Annotated in this window: 20 protein-coding genes; 12 read left to right on the top strand and 8 right to left on the bottom strand. The window is 65.3% G+C overall.

Features of this window, described 5'->3' with window-relative positions; genetic code table 11:
- Positions 1 to 10: 10 nt before the first annotated feature.
- Both ACQ4OD_RS03780 and ACQ4OD_RS03785 read left to right on the top strand, forming a co-directional pair.
- Positions 11 to 475: a hemerythrin domain-containing protein gene (locus ACQ4OD_RS03780; protein ID WP_102685251.1), complete on the top strand. Its 465-nt coding sequence runs from the start codon at positions 11 to 13 to the stop codon at positions 473 to 475.
- Between the two features lie 253 nt (positions 476 to 728).
- Positions 729 to 878, top strand: coding sequence for a hypothetical protein (locus ACQ4OD_RS03785; RefSeq protein ID WP_430943901.1), 150 nt, complete (start codon positions 729 to 731; stop codon positions 876 to 878).
- Between the two features lie 21 nt (positions 879 to 899).
- Here ACQ4OD_RS03785 and ACQ4OD_RS03790 read toward each other — a convergent pair whose 3' ends face one another.
- Positions 900 to 1,730, bottom strand: a complete 831-nt coding sequence (locus ACQ4OD_RS03790) for an alpha/beta fold hydrolase (protein WP_139671184.1) — start codon at positions 1,728 to 1,730, stop codon at positions 900 to 902.
- A gap of 121 nt (positions 1,731 to 1,851) precedes the next feature.
- Between ACQ4OD_RS03790 and ACQ4OD_RS03795 the strand changes: the two genes are divergently transcribed.
- Positions 1,852 to 2,289 carry a MerR family transcriptional regulator gene (locus tag ACQ4OD_RS03795; protein ID WP_102685253.1) on the top strand — a complete coding sequence of 146 codons (438 nt, stop codon included), beginning with the start codon at positions 1,852 to 1,854 and terminating at the stop codon, positions 2,287 to 2,289.
- Between the two features lie 32 nt (positions 2,290 to 2,321).
- Here the strand turns inward: ACQ4OD_RS03795 and ACQ4OD_RS03800 are convergent, their stop codons facing one another.
- Entirely contained in the window at positions 2,322 to 3,284 is a 963-nt protein-coding gene (locus tag ACQ4OD_RS03800) for an acetoacetate decarboxylase (ADC) (RefSeq protein WP_430943918.1), read from the bottom strand.
- A gap of 185 nt (positions 3,285 to 3,469) precedes the next feature.
- On the opposite strand from ACQ4OD_RS03800, the gene ACQ4OD_RS03805 reads away from it, so the two are divergent.
- The 3 genes from ACQ4OD_RS03805 (at position 3,470) to katB (ending at position 6,862) form a co-directional block, all read left to right on the top strand.
- The gene (locus ACQ4OD_RS03805; RefSeq protein ID WP_198754297.1) at positions 3,470 to 4,696 is read left to right on the top strand and encodes an NADH:flavin oxidoreductase/NADH oxidase family protein; all 1,227 of its coding nucleotides are present in this window, start codon (positions 3,470 to 3,472) and stop codon (positions 4,694 to 4,696) included.
- A gap of 46 nt (positions 4,697 to 4,742) precedes the next feature.
- Complete coding sequence (arfB, locus tag ACQ4OD_RS03810; protein WP_102685255.1) at positions 4,743 to 5,156, top strand: alternative ribosome rescue aminoacyl-tRNA hydrolase ArfB; 414 nt, start codon at positions 4,743 to 4,745, stop codon at positions 5,154 to 5,156.
- 164 nt (positions 5,157 to 5,320) lie between these two features.
- Positions 5,321 to 6,862: a catalase KatB gene (katB, locus tag ACQ4OD_RS03815; RefSeq protein ID WP_198754296.1), complete on the top strand. Its 1,542-nt coding sequence runs from the start codon at positions 5,321 to 5,323 to the stop codon at positions 6,860 to 6,862.
- A 127-nt stretch (positions 6,863 to 6,989) separates the two neighbouring features.
- Here katB and ACQ4OD_RS03820 read toward each other — a convergent pair whose 3' ends face one another.
- The 6 genes from ACQ4OD_RS03820 to ACQ4OD_RS03845 all read right to left on the bottom strand — a co-directional run bounded on the left by ACQ4OD_RS03820 (position 6,990) and on the right by ACQ4OD_RS03845 (position 12,083).
- A complete protein-coding gene (locus ACQ4OD_RS03820; protein ID WP_102685257.1) occupies positions 6,990 to 7,895 on the bottom strand; it encodes a MurR/RpiR family transcriptional regulator in 906 nt (301 codons plus the stop codon).
- A gap of 80 nt (positions 7,896 to 7,975) precedes the next feature.
- A complete protein-coding gene (locus ACQ4OD_RS03825; RefSeq protein WP_198754295.1) occupies positions 7,976 to 8,740 on the bottom strand; it encodes an ABC transporter ATP-binding protein in 765 nt (254 codons plus the stop codon).
- Between the two features lie 19 nt (positions 8,741 to 8,759).
- Positions 8,760 to 9,872 (bottom strand): succinylglutamate desuccinylase/aspartoacylase family protein, encoded by a 1,113-nt coding sequence (locus ACQ4OD_RS03830; RefSeq protein ID WP_198754294.1) that lies wholly within the window; start codon positions 9,870 to 9,872, stop codon positions 8,760 to 8,762.
- A 9-nt stretch (positions 9,873 to 9,881) separates the two neighbouring features.
- Positions 9,882 to 10,580 carry an ABC transporter permease gene (locus tag ACQ4OD_RS03835; protein WP_102685260.1) on the bottom strand — a complete coding sequence of 233 codons (699 nt, stop codon included), beginning with the start codon at positions 10,578 to 10,580 and terminating at the stop codon, positions 9,882 to 9,884.
- Between the two features lie 12 nt (positions 10,581 to 10,592).
- Positions 10,593 to 11,282: an ABC transporter permease gene (locus tag ACQ4OD_RS03840; protein WP_430943902.1), complete on the bottom strand. Its 690-nt coding sequence runs from the start codon at positions 11,280 to 11,282 to the stop codon at positions 10,593 to 10,595.
- 24 nt (positions 11,283 to 11,306) lie between these two features.
- Positions 11,307 to 12,083 (bottom strand): ABC transporter substrate-binding protein, encoded by a 777-nt coding sequence (locus ACQ4OD_RS03845; protein ID WP_102685262.1) that lies wholly within the window; start codon positions 12,081 to 12,083, stop codon positions 11,307 to 11,309.
- A gap of 645 nt (positions 12,084 to 12,728) precedes the next feature.
- On the opposite strand from ACQ4OD_RS03845, the gene ACQ4OD_RS03850 reads away from it, so the two are divergent.
- The 6 genes from ACQ4OD_RS03850 to ACQ4OD_RS03875 all read left to right on the top strand — a co-directional run bounded on the left by ACQ4OD_RS03850 (position 12,729) and on the right by ACQ4OD_RS03875 (position 18,960).
- On the top strand, positions 12,729 to 14,708 hold the full coding sequence (locus tag ACQ4OD_RS03850) for a cytochrome D1 domain-containing protein (RefSeq protein ID WP_198754345.1): 1,980 nt from the start codon (positions 12,729 to 12,731) through the stop codon (positions 14,706 to 14,708).
- Positions 14,705 to 15,358: an SCO family protein gene (locus ACQ4OD_RS03855; RefSeq protein ID WP_430943903.1), complete on the top strand. Its 654-nt coding sequence runs from the start codon at positions 14,705 to 14,707 to the stop codon at positions 15,356 to 15,358. The genes ACQ4OD_RS03850 and ACQ4OD_RS03855 overlap by 4 nt, the downstream gene beginning before the upstream one ends.
- Positions 15,355 to 16,011 (top strand): SCO family protein, encoded by a 657-nt coding sequence (locus ACQ4OD_RS03860; RefSeq protein WP_110704228.1) that lies wholly within the window; start codon positions 15,355 to 15,357, stop codon positions 16,009 to 16,011. The genes ACQ4OD_RS03855 and ACQ4OD_RS03860 overlap by 4 nt, the downstream gene beginning before the upstream one ends.
- A gap of 34 nt (positions 16,012 to 16,045) precedes the next feature.
- Positions 16,046 to 17,527, top strand: coding sequence for a cytochrome c/ABC transporter substrate-binding protein (locus ACQ4OD_RS03865; protein WP_372241237.1), 1,482 nt, complete (start codon positions 16,046 to 16,048; stop codon positions 17,525 to 17,527).
- A gap of 19 nt (positions 17,528 to 17,546) precedes the next feature.
- Positions 17,547 to 18,188: a SurA N-terminal domain-containing protein gene (locus ACQ4OD_RS03870; protein ID WP_198754292.1), complete on the top strand. Its 642-nt coding sequence runs from the start codon at positions 17,547 to 17,549 to the stop codon at positions 18,186 to 18,188.
- 238 nt (positions 18,189 to 18,426) lie between these two features.
- Complete coding sequence (locus ACQ4OD_RS03875; RefSeq protein ID WP_173862474.1) at positions 18,427 to 18,960, top strand: response regulator; 534 nt, start codon at positions 18,427 to 18,429, stop codon at positions 18,958 to 18,960.
- Positions 18,961 to 18,991 lie beyond the last annotated feature (31 nt).

Raw genomic sequence — 18,991 nt, forward strand, 5'->3', positions numbered from 1 at the left:
CATGTCTGCCATGAATGCCATCGAATTGCTGGAGCAAGACCACAAGAACGTGAAGAAGCTGCTCGACGAGCTGGCGGCCACCACCGAGCGCGCGGTAAAGAAACGTGGCGAGTTGCTGGCGCGTATCGAGCAGGAGCTGAAGATCCACACCGAGCTCGAAGAGCGCATCCTCTATCCGGCCATCAAGCAGGCCGGGGGCCGAGAGGAGGCAAAGATGTACCACGAGGCCAAGGAGGAGCACCGCACGGTCGATTCGCTGGTCCTGCCCGACCTGCTGGGTACCGCCACCGACACCGTCGAATTCGCAGGGCGGGTCAAGGTGATGAAGGAGTTGCTCGAGCACCATATCGAGGAGGAGGAGGGCGAGCTGTTTCCGACCGCGAGGAAATTGCTCGGTAAACAGGCGCTGGAGGACATGGGGCAGGCGATGCAGGCGCAGAAGAAACTGCTCGGTGCCGCGCAGTCTGCGGCCTGATGTGGCGTCAGCCGATGGTCGGGTTCATTCCTGACGGATGATCGAGACCTTGCCGTTGCGCTCGCGCCTGCGGTTTGGTGCAGCACCGCCGCGCGGCGGCTGTCCATACCGGGCGCAGGATCCGCGCTGAACTTTGGCGGCGCTCGGGGCTTCCTCGGTTCAAAGCCGTCGTGCCCATCTCGGACAGGCGCCTGTGAAGAGGAGGATTGGTCATGAGTGACCCCGTGAACACAGCAAAAGCCAGGAGATGAGCATGAAACAGCAGCCAGATCGTCGCCAGCCGCGCCCCGCCGGCGAGGCCGAACGCGACAACGACGCCCATCGACCGGATGGTTCCGCCGGTACGCAACATGACTCGACCGCGCAGAAAGCCGCGCGCGGCAAGGGGCGGCGCCAGGGATGACGCCGCCCGAGCCCAGGCCTGTCAGCTGCGGAAAAATGCCAGCAGGTCCTGGTTGATCACGTCGGCGTGGGTGGTGGGCATGCCATGGGGGTAGCCCTTGTAGGTCTTCAGGGTGCCCTTGGGCAGCAACTTGGCCGAGAGTGGCCCCGAATTGTCGTAGGGCACGATCTGGTCGTCGTCGCCATGCATGACCAGTACCGGCACCGTCACCTTTTTTAGCGATTCGGTGAAATCGGTCTGGGAGAACGCGACGATGCCGTCGTAGTGTGCCTGGGCGCCGCCCATCATGCCCTGGCGCCACCAGTTGAGGATCACGCCCTGATCCGCCTTGGCGCCGGGGCGGTTGTAGCCGTAGAACGGCCCCGCCGGGATATCGTGGTAGAACTGCGCGCGGTTGGCCTTGAGCTGGGCCTGAAGGTCGTCGAACACTGACTTGGGCAGGCCACCGGGGTTGCTGGCGGTCTGGACCATCAGCGGCGGCACGGCGGCGATAATGGCTGCCTTGGGCACCTTGTCCTCGGGATGGCGGGCCATGTAGTGGATCACCTCGCCACCGCCGGTGGAGTGCCCGACATGAATCGCCCCCTCGACACCCAGGTGCTTGACCACCGCCGCCACGTCGTCGGCGTAGTGGTCCATGTCGTGGCCGTCCCAGACCTGGCTCGAACGGCCATGGCCACGGCGGTCATGGGCGACCACGCGGTAGCCTTCGGCGACGAAGAACAGCAGTTGCGCGTCCCAGTCGTCGGCGCTGAGCGGCCAGCCGTGATGGAAGAAGATCACCTGGGCGTCCCGCGGGCCCCAGTCCTTGTAGAAGATCTCGAGTCCTTCCGGGGTTGTGACGTATGCCATTTCGCGTCTCCTGATTCTTGGGTGAGGAGCTGGTGAAGGTGGGCAGTGAGGGGGCACTGGCCACCGGACAACTCTAGGATTAAAGTGCACTTCAAGGTCAATGCAATTGCAAAGGTGCCGCATGAGAATAGGAGAGCTGGCCAAGCTTACGGGTCTGGCCCCTTCGCGTATCCGCTTCTACGAGGCCAGTGGGCTGATCAGCTCGGTCGAGCGCAAGGCCAATGGCTACCGCGACTACGACGCCGATGCGGTGTGGGTGCTTGAGATGATCACCAACGCCCAGGCCGCCGGGTTCTCGCTGGAGGAGATCCGCCAGTTGTTGCCGGCCAAGGCCAAGGGCTGGCAGCACGATGAACTGCTCGCTGGGCTCAGGCGCAAGGTCGAGGAAATCGAACGCCTGCAGGCGCGCCTGGCACGCAACAAGGCGCAGTTGTTGCTGGTGATCGAAGGGATCGAGAGCAAGCCCGAAGGCATGCAGTGCGTGGACAATTCGCAGCGGGTACTGGAGCGGCTGCGTGAGGAAATGGCTCAGGAAAAGGCGCGGGTCGCGGACCTGTAGCAGCGCCGCTGCCACAGGGGGCCTGCATCGTTTCAGTCAAGCGCCGCCAATGGCTTGGGCGCATACAGCGCGCTCTGGAACTCGGGCACATACTCGTACTTGACCATCCGCCCCAGCTGCAGATCACGGATATAGCGCGACAGTTCGCCATCCCCCAGCACCAGTTCCACTGAATCAGCCTTCATGCTGGAGGCATGGCTGACCTGCCGCGAGGTGGCGTAGCCGTAGGCCAACCGGCTCTGGTGATCGAGGTTGGTGAAACTGTTGGTCACAAGGTCTGGCTCGTGGGACAACCCGTCGAGCTTCCTGGCCCTGAACACCACGTCCACCTCGCCGCTTCGCGCATCGCCGATGGTGTAGGTTACCGCCTGGGCGTCCTCGCGCCGGTCGATCCCGGTCAGCCACTTGGGCAGGTTGTAGCCCACCACGCCGCGCACCCGTGCAAGCTCGGTGTTGACCGGCAGCTTGAGCACATAGCCCCAGAAATCCTTGGCCATCGACTGCCCGACCAGAGAGAAGGGCCCGAGGTTCGCCTTGCCGGGCCTGTTGGTAATGATCGACACGGCCACCTCGTTGTAGCTGTCGTTGTCGCAATAGTCGTAGGTGTAGGCGGTGAACGCCACCAGGCCGCGCCCAGGCCATACCTGCAGGGGCTGCACCTGCTCCAGCACGGCGGCGGGCATCAACGCCCGCAGGCGTTCGAGATCGGCGGTGTAGACGGCGGTGACACGGCTGTTGCGGTAGTAGAAGTTTGGCGAGTACGACTCGAAACCCATGTCGACCCGAGTCTTCTCCAGGCCCTTGAACCAGCTCAGGTCAATGTCCGGCGCCTCGGCCTGGATCACTGGCAGCGGCGGGTTGGAGCGGTAACGGTCGTACACCCCGCCCTTGAGCACGGGTACCGGGTGCCCGGCGATGTCGATCTGCGTGGTGTCGGCATGCTCAGGGAGGCCGTTGGCGGCGTGGGTGACGGGTATCAGCAGGGCGCCGGCCAGGGCGGTGGCGGTTCCGAGTTTCACGGTGCTGTATCTCCAGGGTAGATGATGTCGGGGCTGCGTAATCACCCTAACGTTCAACCCAACTTGAGAGTCAATGGCGAAATTTTTGCCGGTTCAGGGCTTGACCTTAAAGTTGACTTTAAAGCTAACGTCTGCGGCACGTACTTGTTGAGGTATTGCCGATGGACGTGTTCTCCCCCCTGACCCTGCCCAATGGCGCGGTCATCCCCAACCGCATTGCCAAGGCCGCCATGGAAGAAAACATGGCCGACGCCAACCATGCGCCCTCCGACCGACTGATGCGCTTGTACAAAGCTTGGGCGCAAGGTGGCGCCGGCCTGCTCATCAGCGGTAACGTCATGGTCGACAACCGCGCCATGACCGGCCCCGGCGGCGTGGTGCTGGAGGATGACCGGCACCTGGCGCGTTTTCGCCAGTGGGCCGCCATCGGCCGCTCGAAGGGTGCGCAGTTCTGGTTGCAGATCAACCACCCCGGCCGGCAGATGCCTGCGAGCCTGGGCCAGGAAACCTGGGGCCCGTCGGCCGTGGCGCTGGACCTGGGCAGCATGTCCAGGCATTTTTCCACCCCGCGGGCGATGACCCACGAAGTAATCGAAGATGTGATCCGCCGTTTTGCCAACACCGCGCGGCTGGGGGAGCAGGCGGGTTTCAGTGGGGTGGAAATCCACGCGGCCCATGGCTACCTCCTCAGCCAGTTCCTTTCGCCCCTGAGCAACCAGCGTACCGACCAGTGGGGCGGCACCTTGGAAAATCGTGCGCGACTGCTGCTGGAGGTGGTCAAGGCGGTGCGTGCAGTGGTGTCCCCCGGCTTCGCCGTGGCCGTCAAGCTCAACTCGGCGGACTTCCAGCGCGGCGGCTTCAGCGCAGACGATGCGCGGCAGGTGGTGGCCCTGCTCAATGAGCTGGCGGTCGACCTGGTGGAGCTGTCCGGTGGCAGCTACGAAGCCCCGGCGATGCAGGGCCAGGCCAGGGATGGCCGCACGCTGGCGCGGGAGGCGTACTTCCTCGAGTTTGCCCGGGACATTCGCAGGGTGGCGAAGATGCCGATGATGGTCACCGGCGGCATCCGCCGCCGACCGGTCGCCGAGCAGGTGGTGCACAGCGGGGTCGAGATGGTCGGTATCGGTACCGCGCTGGCCATCGCGCCGGCCTTGCCCCGTGACTGGCAGGCGGGGGAGGAGGCGGTACCGGAACTGCGCCCGATCACCTGGAAGAACAAGGCGCTGGCCTCGCTGGGCAATATGGCGATGGTCAAGTTCCAGCTGCGCAGGCTGAGCGAAGCCAAGGCGCCCGATCCGCAGGTGGCGCCCTGGTGGGCGCTGCTGCGCCAGCAATGGAGCGACGCCGCCCGTGCCAGGCAATATCGGCGGCACATGGCGCGGCAGTGAAGCCAAGGAGATGTGATAATGGCTGCGCTATCACAAGAGGCACACCATGCTGACCATCTCCAACAACGTGCAGGTACCGGATGCCGAGATCGAGCTGAGCTATATTCGCGCGCAGGGCGCCGGCGGCCAGAACGTCAACAAGGTCTCCAGCGCCGTGCACCTGCGCTTCGACATCGCGGCCTCGTCGCTGCCCGCCTTCTACAAGGAGCGACTGCTGGCATTGCGTGACAGCCGCATCACCGCTGACGGCGTGCTGATCATCAAGGCCCAGCAGTACCGCACCCAGGAACAGAACCGCATCGACGCCCTGGAGCGTCTGGCCGAACTGATCATCGGCGCCGGCAAGGTCGAGAAGAAGCGCCGGCCGACCAAGCCAACCCTCGGTTCAAAGACCCGCCGCCTCGACTCGAAGTCCAAGCGCGGCACGATCAAGGCGGGGCGCGGCAAGGTGGACTTCTGAGCTTGGCCAGGCCACCTATGCCTGCCTGTAGCATTCATGAATAAAAAACAGGATTGAAATTACCAATTGCACTGATGAGCAGGATCAATTTAGGGATCGGTCACGGGCTACTTACCCTTTTCGAGGCGCATCAAGACGCCTGAAAGAACCTTTAGGAGTACCCCATGATCCCTTTGCTCAAGCTGTTCCAACCCGGTCGCCTGCTGGTGGCGGGCAGTCTCGCCGCCAGTCTGCTGTCACTGTCCGTGCAGGCCGCGACCCTGACCCGTGATAACGGCGCGCCGGTGGGCGACAACCAGAACTCGCAGACTGCCGGCCCCAACGGCTCGGTGCTGCTACAGGACGTGCAACTGCTGCAGAAGCTGCAGCGTTTCGACCGTGAACGCATCCCCGAGCGCGTGGTGCACGCACGTGGCACCGGCGCCCATGGCCAGTTCACCGCCAGTGCCGACATCAGCGACCTGAGCATGGCCAAGGTGTTCCGCCCCGGCGAGAAGACCCCGGTGTTCGTGCGCTTCTCCTCGGTGGTGCACGGCAATCACTCGCCGGAAACCCTGCGTGACCCGCGCGGCTTCGCCACCAAGTTCTACACCGCCGACGGCAACTGGGATCTGGTCGGCAACAACTTCCCGACCTTCTTCATCCGCGACGCGATCAAGTTCCCGGACATGGTTCACGCCTTCAAGCCCGACCCACGGAGCAACCTCGATGACGACTCGCGTCGCTTCGATTTCTTCTCCCATGTACCGGAAGCTACCCGCACCCTGACCCTGCTGTACTCCAACGAAGGCACGCCGGCCAGTTACCGCGAGATGGACGGCAACAGCGTGCACGCCTACAAGCTGGTCAACGCCAAGGGCCAGGTGCACTACGTGAAGTTCCACTGGAAGAGCCTGCAAGGGCAGAAGAACCTCGACCCGAAACAGGTCGCCCAGGTACAGGGCCGCGACTACAGCCACATGACCCACGATCTGGTCAGCGCGATCAACCAGGGCAAGCTGCCGAAATGGGACCTGTACATCCAGGTGCTCAAGCCCGAGGAGTTGGCCAAGTTCGACTTCGACCCGCTGGACGCGACCAAGATCTGGCCCGACGTGCCGGAGCGCAAGATTGGCCAGATGGTGCTCGACCGTAACGTCGACAACTTCTTCCAGGAGACCGAGCAGGTGGCCATGGCGCCGTCGAACCTGGTACCGGGTATCGAACCGTCCGAGGACCGCCTGCTCCAGGGACGTTTGTTCGCCTACGCCGATACCCAGATGTACCGGGTTGGCGCCAATGGCCTGAGCCTGCCGGTGAACCGCCCGCGTGCCGAGGTCAATACCGTCAACCAGGATGGCGCGATGAACGCCGGGCACACCGACAGCGGCGTGAACTACCAGCCGAGCCGTCGCCAGCTGCGTGACGAGCAGGCCGACGCCCGTTATGTGCAGACCCCGCTGAGCGGCAGCACCCAGCAGGCGAGGATCCAGCGCGAGCAGAACTTCAAGCAGGCGGGCGAGCTGTTCCGTTCCTACGGCAAGAAGGACCAGACCGACCTGATCAACAGCCTCGGCCAGGCCCTGGCGACCGCAGATGAGGAGAGCCGCTACATCATGCTGTCGTTCTTCTACAAGGCGGATGCGGACTACGGCACCGGCCTGGCCAAGGTGGCCAAGGCCGACCTCGAGCGGGTCCGGCAGTTGGCGGCGAAGCTGCAGGACTGAGCGGCCACTGCTGCCCAGATCCATTGACATGACATGAACCTGCGGGAACGGATTCATCGGGGCAGCCGGATCGCCGCGACCACCGGTAAATCCGTTCCCGCACGACGACCATGTTGTCCGGCGCGTCTTATTTTCTGGTGAGCTTGTCACCCGGCACATGCAGATACGACATCACGCTTTCGGTCAGCTCCGTGGCCAGTTTCACCGCCTCCTTGTTGCGCGCCATGACCCCGGCCACCAACCCTTCGATCAATGCCAGCACGGCGATGTTGGAGCTGGTCAGCACCGGATGATCGGCGGGCGCGTACAACACATGGTGGGCCATGGGCGCCAGCGGCGAGGCGGGTGAGTCGGTGATCGCCAGTACCGTTGCGTTGCGCTCATGGGCGAAACGCGACAGTTGCAGGGTGTCCTGCGAATAGCGTGGCAGGGCGATGGCCAGCAGCACGTCCTGCTCGGTGATCGCCGCCAGGCGGTAGGCGGCATTCTCGTTGCCACCTTCCATGCTGATGGCACAGGTGTCCCTGCAGAACGGCACCAGGGTCGAGGCGGCCAGCCCGGCCAGGTACACGCTGTTGCCGAAGCCCAGCACGTAGACCTTGCGCGCCGCGATCAGGCTGTCGACGAACGCCTCGAAGGCATCGGCCTGGTTGTTGCTGGCGGTGGTCGCCAGGTTGCTGGTGGCGCTCTGGATCTGCTCATGCAAGCCAAAGTCGCCGCCCGGGCGTTGGGCCAGCTCGTTACGCAGCTTGTCCACCGGCGAGACCATCTGTTGCAGGGTGCTCACCAGCTCGGCCTTCATGCCGCTGTAGCCGCCCAGGTCCAGGGCCTTGGCCAGGCGATTGACCGCCGCCGGCGAGGTCGCGGTAGCCTGGGCCATGTCCTCGATGGTCAGGGTCGCGGCCTTCAGCGGGTGGCGCAGGATGTACTCGGCGACCTTGCGCAACGACGGTGGCAGTTCGGCCAGGCTCTCCGACAGCTTGCGCATGACCGGCGCGGCGTAGACCGTGGTGTTCTTGGTATGGCTCGACATCCGGCGCAAGGCTCCCTGTGAATTGCCGGGTAGTGTATCCCAAGGCGCTCTGCGGCGGGCCGCCACAGCGCGCCACGGGGTCACTTCAGGCTACCGGCGAGGAACTGGCGCAGGCGCTCGGACTGCGGCCGTGCCAGCACCTCGCGCGGGTCGCCGCGTTCCTCGGCCAGGCCCTGATGGAGGAATAGCAGCTGGTTGGACACCTCGCGGGCAAAGCCCATCTCGTGAGTGACCACGACCATGGTCCGGCCCTCCTGCGCCAGGTCCTGCATGACCTTGAGCACATCACCGACCAGTTCCGGGTCGAGCGCCGAGGTCGGTTCGTCGAACAGCATCACCTCGGGCTCCATGGCCAGCGCCCGGGCAATGGCCACCCGTTGCTGCTCGCCACCGGACATGTGCGCCGGGTAGGCGTCGCGGCGATGGCTGACGCCGACCTTGGCCAGGTAGTGCTCGGCTTTCTCGCGGGCTTCCTTGCGGTTCATGCCGAGCACGTGCACCGGGGCTTCCATGACGTTGTCCAGGGCGCTCATGTGCGCCCACAGGTTGAAGTGCTGGAAGACCATGCTCAACCGCGCCCGCAGGCGCTGTAACTGGCGTGGGTCCGCCGCGCGCAGCCCGCCACGGGGGCACTCGCGCAGCTTGAGCTGTTCGCCGTTGACCAGGATCTGCCCGGCGTTGGGTTGCTCGAGCAGGTTGATGCAGCGCAGGAAAGTGCTCTTGCCCGATCCGCTGGAGCCGATGATGCTGATCACGTCGCCGGCATCGGCCTGCAACGAAACGCCCTTGAGCACCTGGTGGTTGCCGTAGCTTTTGTGCAGGTCGTGGATATGCAGTTTGTTCATCAGACGGTACTCGCAGGGTTCAGTCGCTGAGCAGGCGACCTTGGCGGATGGAGGTGTTGCCGGCAACCTTGGCCAGCCACAGGCCGGGCTGGGCGAAGCGCAGGCGTTCACGGGCATAGAGGATGCCGTCGGTGGTGGCCCTGACCACGCTGTGGCGGTCGTTGAGCGGGTCGAGCACTTCGAACAGCGGATCACCCACGCGCACCTGCGCGCCCAGCGGCTGCAGGTAGCTGACCACGCCCGGGTGCTCGGCGTAGGCGTATTGCGCGCCAGCGAAGGGCGTGGCTTGGCAGCAGTGTTGCGGGGCAGCCGGCCAGGGGCCGCGGATCATGCCCTGGTCGGCGAGGTAGCCGAGGATCTGTTCGGCGCTGGCCTGGCATTGCTCACGCCCGGTGTCGGCCATGCCGCGCAACTCGATGGTGGTCGCAACGCAGGCCAGGGGGATCTCGGCATCAGGGTAGTACTCGCGCAGGTGCAGCCAGGGCGCGGCGCAGGCTTCGTCGAAGGCGTCGCCACCGGCGCCCTCGGCCAGCAGCGCCGCTTGCGCGCCCAGGCGGGCGGCCAGCGGACGCAACTGCGCCCAGTGGTGCGGCATGGCGTACAGCAGCATCACCGACTCGAAATCGCAGTGCAGGTCCAGCACCAGGTCGGCGTCGCAGGCGTGGCGCAGCAGCAGGCGGCGCAGGCCATCGAGCTCCGAGTGTGGCGCGGGCAGTTCATCAAGGAGCTCGAGCATGGCCCGGCGGATAGTCGTGACGTTAGCCTGGCCATCGCCGCCCAGGCGGCCTTCGAGGTGCGCGGCCAGCGCTTCGGTCAGTGCCGGAAAATCGCGATTGAAGTTCTTGCCGCTATTGAACTCGAAGCGGCCCTGGTGGGTGGCCTGGAACATCTGGCCGATACCGATCGGGTTGGCCAGGGGCACCAGTTCGATCACCGCGTCCAGCAGGCCCTGCGCCTCGAGCTCCAGCAACCTGCGCTTGAGTTCGATGGCCACGCGCATCCCGGGCAATTCATCGGCGTGCAGCGAAGCCTGGATATAGGCCTTGCGCGGGCCGCTGCCAAAGCGCAGCACGCGCAGCGAACGCTCGGTGCCGCAGGCGCTCCAGGGCAGGGTATGGTCAATGTGCTGCATGAAAGCTCCTTAGTGCTTGCGCGGTGCCAGGTAGGCCAGCCAATGGCGCTCGGCCAGCTTGAACAGGCGCACCAGCATGAACGTCAGGGCCAGGTAGATCAGCCCGGCGGTGATGAAGGCCTCGAAAGGCAGGTAGTAGCGTGCGTTGAAGGTCTTCGCCGCCCCGGTGATGTCCACCAGGGTGACGATCGACGCCAGGCTGGTGGTCTGCAGCATCATCAGTACTTCGTTGCTGTACTGCGGCAGGGCGCGGCGCAAGGCCGAGGGCAGCAGGATGCGCCGGTACAGCGTCAACCGTGACATGCCCATGGCACGGGCAGCCTCGACCTCGCCCCGGGGCGTCGAGCGCAGGCTCCCGGCCAGCAGCTCGGCGCTGTAGGCGCTGGTGTTGAGGGCGAAGGCAAGGCAGGTGCAGAACGTCGCGCTGGACAGGTACGGCCAAAGCGGGCTCTGGCGCACGGCCTCGAACTGGGCCAGGCCGTAGTACACCAGGAACAGCTGCACCAGCATCGGCGTGCCGCGGATCACGTAGGTGTAGAGCCAGGCGGGGTAGCCCAGCAGGCACGTGCGCGAGACACGCATCAGCGCCAGGGGGATCGCCAGCGCCAGGCCACAGGCCAGAGAAATCAGCAGCACCTTGAGGGTCAGGGCAACGCCGTTCAGGTACAGCGGCAGGTTCTGCCAGATCAGTTGATAGTCGAGCGTCATCGGGCAGCTCCCCTAGAGTTCGGCGGCTTTGAAGCCGACCGAGTAACGTTGTTCAACACCGCGCAACAGCAGCAGCGACACGCTGGTCAGCAGCAGGTACAGCGCGGCCACGGCGAGGAAGAAGGTGAACGGCTGGTGGGTGGCGTCGGCGGCGTTCTTGGCCTTGAACATCATGTCCTGCAGGCCGATCACCGAGATCAGCGCGGTGGACTTGGTCAGCACCAGCCAGTTGTTGGTGAAGCCCGGCAGCGCCAGGCGCACCATCTGCGGCAGGCTGATCCGCCAGAACACTTGCAGGCCGCTCATGCCATAGGCAGCGCCAGCCTCGGCCTGGCCCTTGGGGATCGCCAGGAAGGCGCCGCGAAAGGTCTCCGAGAGGTAGGCGCCGAAGATGAAGCCCATGGTGCACACCCCGGCAACGAACGGGTTGATGTCGATGTACTGTTCGTAGCCCAGCGCCAGTGCCAGGCGGTTGACCAGGTCCTGGCCGCCGTAGAACACCAGCAGGATCAGCACCAGGTCGGGGATGCCGCGTACTACCGTGGCATAGACCTCGCCCAGTGCCGCCAGCCATCGCAACGGTGATAACCGGCAGGCCGCACCGAACAGGCCCAGGCCGATGGCCAAGGCCATCGCCAGCAGTGCCAGGCTGATGCTCAGCCAGGCGCCATCGAGAATGCTCGATCCATAGCCATGAAGCATGATGAAAACCCTCGTCGGCCGGCGTTACTGGCCGTAGATGTCGAACGGGAAGTACTTGCCCTGCACCTGCTGGTAGATGCCGTTGGCGCGGATCGCGGCGATGGCGGCGTTGAGCCGCGCGAGGTTGGCGGTGTCGCCCTTGCGCACGGCAATCCCGGCGCCGCGGCCAAAATAGTGAGGGTCGCCGATGTCCGGGCCGACCAGGGCGAAGCCTTGGCCCGCCGGGGTCTTGATGAAGCTCTCCTCGGTGTTGACGATATCGGCGAGGGTGGCGTCCAGGCGCCCGGAAACCAGGTCGAGGAAGGCTTCGTTCTGCGAGGCGTAGCGCACGATTTCGACGCCCGCCGGTTCCAGTTGTTCGGTGGCGAAGCGGTCATAGGTCGAGGCCCGCTGCACGCCCACTTTGCGGCCCTTCAGGTCCACCATCGGGGTGTCCAGGCGGCTGCCGGCCTTCATCGCGAACTTGCCGGGGGTGTGGTAGTACTTGTCGGTGAAATCGACCGATTTCAAGCGATCCTCGGTGATCGACATCGACGACAGCACGGCGTCTATCTTGCGTACCTTCAGCGACGGGATCATGCCGTCGAACTCCTGGATCACCCACTGGCACTTGACCTGCATCTGCGCGCACAGCGCGTTGCCGATGTCGTAGTCAAAGCCGGCGAGCTCACCTTCTGGGGTGCGGTAGGAAAAGGGCGGGTAGGCGGCCTCGATGCCGATGCGCAGGCTGGCATCGTCGGCCTGGGCGAAGGCGCTGCAGGCACAGAGTGCCAGCGCGCCGAGAAGTCCGGTTTTATTCATGTTGTTGGCTCCGGTGGGGGCGTTACCAGCCATGGCCCGAAAGGAACCATGGGTTGGGTGCGGCCTGAAAATGACATGATTCATATCACAAATCAATATAGTGAAAATAAATGTGTCAGATCGGCACTCGCCTTGAGGTCGCCGTCCTTCTTCCTGAGCTGCTCGATCTTGCGGATCACACCCAGCGTTCTGGCCTCCAGCCTGCCGGCGGTTTCCAGATACTGCTCGAGATCGATAGGACACATTGCGCTGAATTGGGGGCGGAATGCCTTCGGCTGATGCTACATGGTACGTACTGCAACTGCCTGAAAATGGCCTGAATCAGTCAATTGTTTCATGCTTGATACGTACTATTTGTGTACTGAACGGTAGGCTCGCCTGCACCACCAGATCGAGTGTGGGAATGGACAAGCATGGCGCCGGGTCGGGCAAATGAGCAGGGTCTTCTTATAAAGCGCGGGCCCGGCAGACAGCCCCCGGTATTGGGGCCGCCTCCCCAATATTCTCGGGTTGTTTGGCTAACCCGTTGATTTAATGGTGTTTGTTTAATGGCATAACGCTTGCTTCCCCCTCCACAGAACCGTGATTCCTGTGGAGGTGCAGCATGACCATTCCCCTCGAAGGCGCTACCCCATGCGTGCCGGCATGAACCGCAAGCTGCGCCCTGCATACCTGGGCTTGCTGCTGGGCACCGCGCTGATCGGCCTCGGCGTGGCCTACGAAAAGCTCTGGTGCGACCCCCGCGAACTGCTGCAGGAGGCCGCCGATCCCCAGGCCCTGCACACGCTCAGCCGCGATGGCGTCACCGTTGAGTTCGAGGCGCGCCCCCTCAGCGGCGGTGAACTGCGTGAGGGCGACTTTGCCAATATCCGCTTCAAGGTCAGCGACCAGACCAGCGGCCAGCCGCTGTCGGGCATGGCCCCCGGCGCCTGGCTCGACCCCGCGCAGTCGGCACCGGTCGGCGACCGCGACAGCAGTTGCAAGGCGCGCGTGGCGTTGTTTCTCAAAAGCAGCATCGGCGCTCGTCCTTTGCTCGATCTGAACAGCTACTTCCTGCTGGTGCTGAACAAGGACGCCAGCCTGACGGTGATCGACCCGACCGTGTCGGTGGGCGGGGTCACCAGCACGCTGGCGCGCATCGACCTTCCGGGGCGGCCCATGGACTGGGTGGCCACCGGCGATGACAAGCAGGTGTTCGTGTCCATGCCCGAACGCAACCAGGTGGCGTTGATCGACACCGAGACCTTCACCCGCGTTGCCACCCTGGAGGCCGGCGAGCAGCCGCTGCGGGTGGCGCTGCAACCCGACCAGCGCCTGCTGTGGGTGGGCAACAACAGCCATGACCCGGCCAAGGGCGGGGTGACGGTGATCGACGTGCCCAGCCGGGCCAAGCTCAAGTCGTTCGTCACCGGCTCCGGCCACCACGAGATTGCCTTCAGCGCCGATTCGCGCTTTGCCTTCGTCAGCAACCGCGACGGCGGCACCCTGAGCGTCATCGACACCGCCCAGATGCGCCTGGTGAAGACCCTCGAAGTCGGCCCGCATCCGTTGTCGGTGGCTTACTCGCCCTTGTCGCAGGCAGTGTACGTGGTCGATGGCCAGGAGGGCACGGTGCGGGTGATCGACGCCCGCAGCCACACCCTGCGCCACACGGTCAAGGCCGAGCAGGGCCTGGGGCCGATGCGCTTCAGCCAGGATGGTCGTTATGGCGTGGTGCTCAACACCCTGGAGAACCAGGCGCTGGTGATCGATGCCAGTACCGACCAGTTGCTCCATCGGATACCGGTGGCCGCCGAGCCGTACCAACTGACCTTCACCAAGGCCTACGCCTATGTGCGTGGGCTGGCTTCTTCGAAGGTGAGCATGATCAACCTGGCAAGCCTCGGGCAGGGGCGCGAACCGATCGTCCAGGGCTTCGAGGCCGGCCCGGCGGCGCCGCGCCAGGCCGGCGACCTGCCGTTGGCCCAGGGGGTGAGCATTTCCCGCGACGACAACTCGGTGTTCGTGGTCAACCCCGTGGACAACACCACCTACTTCTACGCCGAGGGCATGAACGCGCCGATGTCGGGCTACAACAACCGCGGCCACCAGGCCCGCGCCGCGCGGGTCATCGACCGCAGCCTGCGCGAGCTGGCGCCCGGGGTGTACGGCTCGACGGTGAAGCTGCCGGCCGCCGGCACCTTCGACGTCGCGTTCCTGCTCAATCAGCCGCAGATCATCCACTGCTTCAGCACCGAAGTCGCGGCGTTGCCGCAGTCGGGCGTGCCCAAGCGTGCCCGCGCCGAGTTCATCGGCACCGACCAGCCGCTGCTGCAGCACACCCCCTACCTGGCCCGGGTGCGCATCCTCGGCGAGGACGGAAAACCACGCCCTGGGCTTGGCGACCTGAGCTTGCGCTACTTCCTGGCGCCTTCGTCGCTGCCACGCAACGTGGCATTGGTCGAAGTGGGCGAGGGGCTCTACCAGGCGCCGCTGGAGCTGGCCGAGGCCGGCGCCTGGTACCTGCACGTACAGTCGCCGAGCCTCGGGCGTGCCTTCACCGAAGAAAACTACACCAGCCTGCGCGTCCTGCCGGCCGCCGAGGCGCCCACCGCTTCCCAAGGGGAACCCAGGAGTGTGCGATGAACCGTCTGCAGGGTGGAAAACTGCTGGGCCTGAGCCTGCTGTTGGCGAGCAACCTGGCGCTGGCCCACGCCGGCCACGATCACGGCGGCACGCCCGCGCAACCACCGGCCGCTTACCAGGAGAAAGCCAGCGTGCGCTTCGCCGATGTGGCGCTGCTCGACCAGGACGGCATGCCGGTGCGCCTGGAGAAGGACCTGGTGGGCGATCACCTGGTGGTCATGGGGTTCATCTACACCAGCTGCACCACGGTGTGCCCGGTGGTGTCGTCGATCATGAGCAAGGTCCAGCAGCAGTTGGGTGGGCGGGTGGGGGAGGAGATCCGTCTGGTGTCGATCAGCGTCGATCCACAGCGTGACGATTCCAGGCGCCTGGCCGGTTACGCCCGGGTATTCCAGCACGGGCCGGGGTGGAGCTGGCTGACCGGTTCACCCTATGCCATCAGCGAAACGCTCAAGGGGCTGGGCAGCTTCAGCGCCAACCTCAGCGAGCACCCGCCGTTGATCCTGGTGGGTGATGGGCGCAGCGGGCACTGGACCCGCTACTACGGCTTCACCGACCCCAACGTGCTGATCGGCGAGGTCAACCGCCTGAGCGCGCGTCGCGTGCACGCCAAGAGCACCGCCATCGCCGGCCAGGAGGTACAGCCATGAGCGCCCACACCTCCCGCCATGCCAGCATGCGCAGCCTTGACTGGCTGGTGCTCGGCGCCTGCCTGTGGATCCTCGCCTCGGTGGCGTTCGCCCACGAGGGCCACGCGCCGACGCCACAACCGGCGCCGCAGACCATGACCAGCGGCGGTGGCACCCGCGATGCGCAGACCTGGTTCACCGACACCGTGCTCAAGGACCAGGACGGCCGAGAGCTGCGTTTCTACAGCGATGTGCTCAAGGACAAGGTGGTGATGCTCAACGTGATCTTCACCCACTGCAACGATGCCTGCCCACTGATCACCCGCAAATTGCGCGAGGTGCGCGAGGCCATGGGCCCGGCACTGGCGGCGCAGGTGACGTTCGTGTCGCTGAGCAGCGATCCTCTGAACGACACGCCAGAGGTACTCAAGGCGTTTGCGCAGAAGCAGGGGGTGGATGGTCCGAACTGGCTGTTCCTGACCGGCGACAAGGCCAGCGTCGACCTGGTGCTGGGGCGGTTGGGCCAGTTCCTGCCCAGTCCCGAGCAGCACTCGACGCAGTTGATTGCCGGTGACGTGGCGGGCAAGCGCTGGAGCAAGATCCGCCCCGACGCGCCACCCGCGGCGATCGCCCAGCGCATGCAACTGCTGGCACAGCCGTTGGCGGGGCGCTGACATCATGGCCGCCGCTGCCAAGTGGGTCCTGCTCATGTTGTGGTGGTGCCTGTGCGGGGCAGTGCAACTGAGCGAGCAGGAACTCGCCGGCAAACGCCTCTACCGCGAAGGCGTCTCCAGCAGCGACGCCCAGTTGCTGGCCCGGGTCGGCCCCGGGGACATGCGCGTGCCGGCCAGCGTGCTGCCCTGTGCTGGTTGCCATGGCAACGACGGGCGCGGCCGCAGCGAAGGCGGAGTGCGCCCGCCGAGCCTGGACTGGCAACGCCTGGCCCTTGGCTCCGGCAATCGCGAGGCCAACAACCGGCGCTACCCGGCCTACACCGATGCCAGCCTGGCGCGGGTCATCCGCAGCGGCACCGACCCCGCCGGCAATCGCCTTGACCCGGCGATGCCACGCTTCGACCTGAGCCTGGCCGACCAACGCAATCTCACCGCCTACCTCAAGCGCCTGGGTGAAGACCGTGACCCCGGCGTGGAGGAGGGCACCTTGCGCCTGGGCACCTTGCTGCCCGAGCAGGGCCCGCTGTCCGAGGCCGGGCGGACAGTGCGGGCAGTGCTGGAGGATGGTGTCGCGCAGTTGAACCAACAGGGAGGCATCCATGGGCGACGCCTGCAACTGGTCGCGCTGGACCCCGGGCAGGACCCGGCCAGCACCGCACAGGCACTGGACACGCTGACACAACGAGAACGGGTGTTCGCCCTGGTCGCGCCCCTCGCACCACTGCTCGACAGCCGCCAGCTGGAGCAGGCCGGCCTGCCCCTGATCGGTGCCACGCCGCGTAGCGGTGGCAGCGCGCAGGTGTTCGATCCCTTGCCGGGCGTGCCCGGGCAATTGCTCAGCGTGGCGCTGCATGCCCGTGATGCCCTTGGCCTGGCGCCCGCTGCCTTGCGGGTGGTGTATGCCGGCGCAGAGCAGGCCGATGCGGCGCAGGTGCTGCAGCAGCGTTTGCTTCAACTGGGGTTCGCTACCGCGCCGCCCCTGGCGTTCATGGGCCAGGCCCCGGACGGCGAGGGTATCCTCTTCCTCGGCCACGCCCAGGCGTTCACCGCGCTGGCGTCGAGCCTGCAAGCAAGCGGGCGCAACCCTTACCTGTTCGCCGCGTCGGGCCAGGTGGCTGGTGCCGTGCCGGGGTTGGCGCCGTCCTGGTCGCAGCGGGTGCTGCTGGCCTATCCCTTCGTACCCGGCGACTGGACCGCGCAAGGCCGGGCGACCCTTGCCGGGGTGCAGTTGCGCCAGGGGCTGGAGCCGCGCCAGGCATCGTTGCAGGTCACTACCCTGTGCGCCTGGCAGTTGTTGGTCGAAGCCTTGAAGCAGATAGGGCGCGACGCCAGCCGTGAGCAGTTGCTGGTCGCCCTGGAGCAGTTGCATGACATCGATACCGGGCTCACGCCGTTGCTCGGTTTCGGCCCCGGACGCCGCCACGGCATGACAGGTGCGCATGTGGTGGAGGTAAGCCTGCCGGGGCCTGGTTTCATTGAAGTGGCGCCGTACCGAGCGGTGCCGGATAGCCCTTGAGACTCAGGAGAAGATCACCATGCGCACCCTGATTGCCTGCCTGTTGTCGCTGCTCGCCCTGGCCAGCCACGCCGACACCCCGGCGGCGCGGGTCAATGGCGTGGAGATCGGGGTGCTACGCCTCGAACGCTACTTCAGCGAATACCTCCAGGCCCAGGGGCGGGCGGTGGCGAGTATCCGCAACCCCAATCTTTACCAGCGCCTGCGCGCGCAGGCCCTGGATGAACTGATCGACAAGGAACTGCTTTGGCAGGAGGCCCAGCGCCAGGGCATCGACATCAATGATGCGCAGGTGACGGCGCGGGTCAGCGAGGTTGAGGCGGCCTTCGGCAGCCCCGCGGTATTCGAGCAGCGCCTGGCGCAAGCCGGCTTCGATCGGGCAGGCTTCGCTGACTACACTCGACATGAGATGGCCGCCCAGCAGGTCTTTGCCCGGCTGAGTGCGATCGAAGAACCCAGCAGCGCCGAAGTTGCGGCCTTCCATCAGGCCAACTGGCAAAGACTGCAAGGAATGCAGAACCAAAGTGATAATACTTCTGTCCTACCAGAACACGGCCTGCGCCTGGCCAGGGACGCGCTCGTCGCGCAACTCCAGGCCCAGGCCCGGCAAGCCGTACGCCAACGTTTGCGTGATTCCGCTACAGTGGAGCGCGTCGACTGAGGGGCGTGCAGGGCTTTCCCCATAGTTGGGGAAACCCTTCAGGGCAATGTGCCATCATCTTCCCCGGTTATGGGGAACGGCCAGCCGCCAAGGTCTGGGGTGACCGACGAGCTTCAACGATATCAGCGACTTGAAAGCGGTAAGCAGTGAATTTTCATGCCTGGCACGAAGCATGCTCAAGCCTCTACAAGGCCGCACTTCGCAGACCGGGAGACCGGGCAGTTCATGGGAGTGGACCTTGGTGAACAGAGTATTGGTAGTCGATGACGAACAGACCCTTGCGCAGAACCTGCAAGCCTATCTGCAGGCGCAAGGCCTGGAGGTCCATCTCGCCCACGACGGTACCACGGGTATCGAAGAGGCCGAGAGACAGGTACCGGACGTGATCGTGCTGGATTACCGCTTGCCCGACATGGAGGGGTTTCAGGTCCTGGAGACCGTGCGCAGGAACAGGCAATGCCATTTCGTGCTGATCACCGCCCACCCGACCGCCGAGGTCCGTGAGCGGGCCGCCGAACTGGGCGTGACCCATGTCCTGTTCAAGCCGTTCCCGCTGATGGAACTGGCCCGCGCCGTCTTCGACCTGATGGGCATCGAGCGCCAGCGCAGGAGCACCGACCAGCCGGCCGAAGGGTACGTCGAACGACGCCAGAACAGGAACGAGTCGTTCCCCTTGCAGTTGTACGATGGCAGCTGGGTCCTGGCCGACCGCCGACGCAATGGCGACAAGCCTGCCAAACCTGACGACGAACAACTGCTCACCGGGGAATAGCGGCGCCCAAGGCCCCCAGGCCCGCGGCGCC

It is taken from the genome of Pseudomonas sp. WC1, assembly GCF_050586565.1.
Lineage (GTDB): Bacteria > Pseudomonadota > Gammaproteobacteria > Pseudomonadales > Pseudomonadaceae > Aquipseudomonas.

What these genes read in the sequence shown, in the direction of transcription:
- arfB (WP_102685255.1), top strand. Translation starts at nt 4,743, where the DNA reads ATGCTGACCATCTCCAACAACGTGCAGGTACCGGATGCCGAGATCGAG.
- katB (WP_198754296.1), top strand. Translation starts at nt 5,321, where the DNA reads ATGATCCCTTTGCTCAAGCTGTTCCAACCCGGTCGCCTGCTGGTGGCG.
- ACQ4OD_RS03855 (WP_430943903.1), top strand. Translation starts at nt 14,705, where the DNA reads ATGAACCGTCTGCAGGGTGGAAAACTGCTGGGCCTGAGCCTGCTGTTG.
- ACQ4OD_RS03865 (WP_372241237.1), top strand. Translation starts at nt 16,046, where the DNA reads ATGTTGTGGTGGTGCCTGTGCGGGGCAGTGCAACTGAGCGAGCAGGAA.
- ACQ4OD_RS03860 (WP_110704228.1), top strand. Translation starts at nt 15,355, where the DNA reads ATGAGCGCCCACACCTCCCGCCATGCCAGCATGCGCAGCCTTGACTGG.
- ACQ4OD_RS03790 (WP_139671184.1), bottom strand. Translation starts at nt 1,730, where the DNA reads ATGGCATACGTCACAACCCCGGAAGGACTCGAGATCTTCTACAAGGAC.
- ACQ4OD_RS03795 (WP_102685253.1), top strand. Translation starts at nt 1,852, where the DNA reads ATGAGAATAGGAGAGCTGGCCAAGCTTACGGGTCTGGCCCCTTCGCGT.
- ACQ4OD_RS03840 (WP_430943902.1), bottom strand. Translation starts at nt 11,282, where the DNA reads ATGCTTCATGGCTATGGATCGAGCATTCTCGATGGCGCCTGGCTGAGC.
- ACQ4OD_RS03845 (WP_102685262.1), bottom strand. Translation starts at nt 12,083, where the DNA reads ATGAATAAAACCGGACTTCTCGGCGCGCTGGCACTCTGTGCCTGCAGC.
- ACQ4OD_RS03850 (WP_198754345.1), top strand. Translation starts at nt 12,729, where the DNA reads ATGAACCGCAAGCTGCGCCCTGCATACCTGGGCTTGCTGCTGGGCACC.
- ACQ4OD_RS03820 (WP_102685257.1), bottom strand. Translation starts at nt 7,895, where the DNA reads ATGTCGAGCCATACCAAGAACACCACGGTCTACGCCGCGCCGGTCATG.
- ACQ4OD_RS03870 (WP_198754292.1), top strand. Translation starts at nt 17,547, where the DNA reads ATGCGCACCCTGATTGCCTGCCTGTTGTCGCTGCTCGCCCTGGCCAGC.
- ACQ4OD_RS03825 (WP_198754295.1), bottom strand. Translation starts at nt 8,740, where the DNA reads ATGAACAAACTGCATATCCACGACCTGCACAAAAGCTACGGCAACCAC.
- ACQ4OD_RS03785 (WP_430943901.1), top strand. Translation starts at nt 729, where the DNA reads ATGAAACAGCAGCCAGATCGTCGCCAGCCGCGCCCCGCCGGCGAGGCC.
- ACQ4OD_RS03835 (WP_102685260.1), bottom strand. Translation starts at nt 10,580, where the DNA reads ATGACGCTCGACTATCAACTGATCTGGCAGAACCTGCCGCTGTACCTG.
- ACQ4OD_RS03805 (WP_198754297.1), top strand. Translation starts at nt 3,470, where the DNA reads ATGGACGTGTTCTCCCCCCTGACCCTGCCCAATGGCGCGGTCATCCCC.
- ACQ4OD_RS03780 (WP_102685251.1), top strand. Translation starts at nt 11, where the DNA reads ATGAATGCCATCGAATTGCTGGAGCAAGACCACAAGAACGTGAAGAAG.
- ACQ4OD_RS03830 (WP_198754294.1), bottom strand. Translation starts at nt 9,872, where the DNA reads ATGCAGCACATTGACCATACCCTGCCCTGGAGCGCCTGCGGCACCGAG.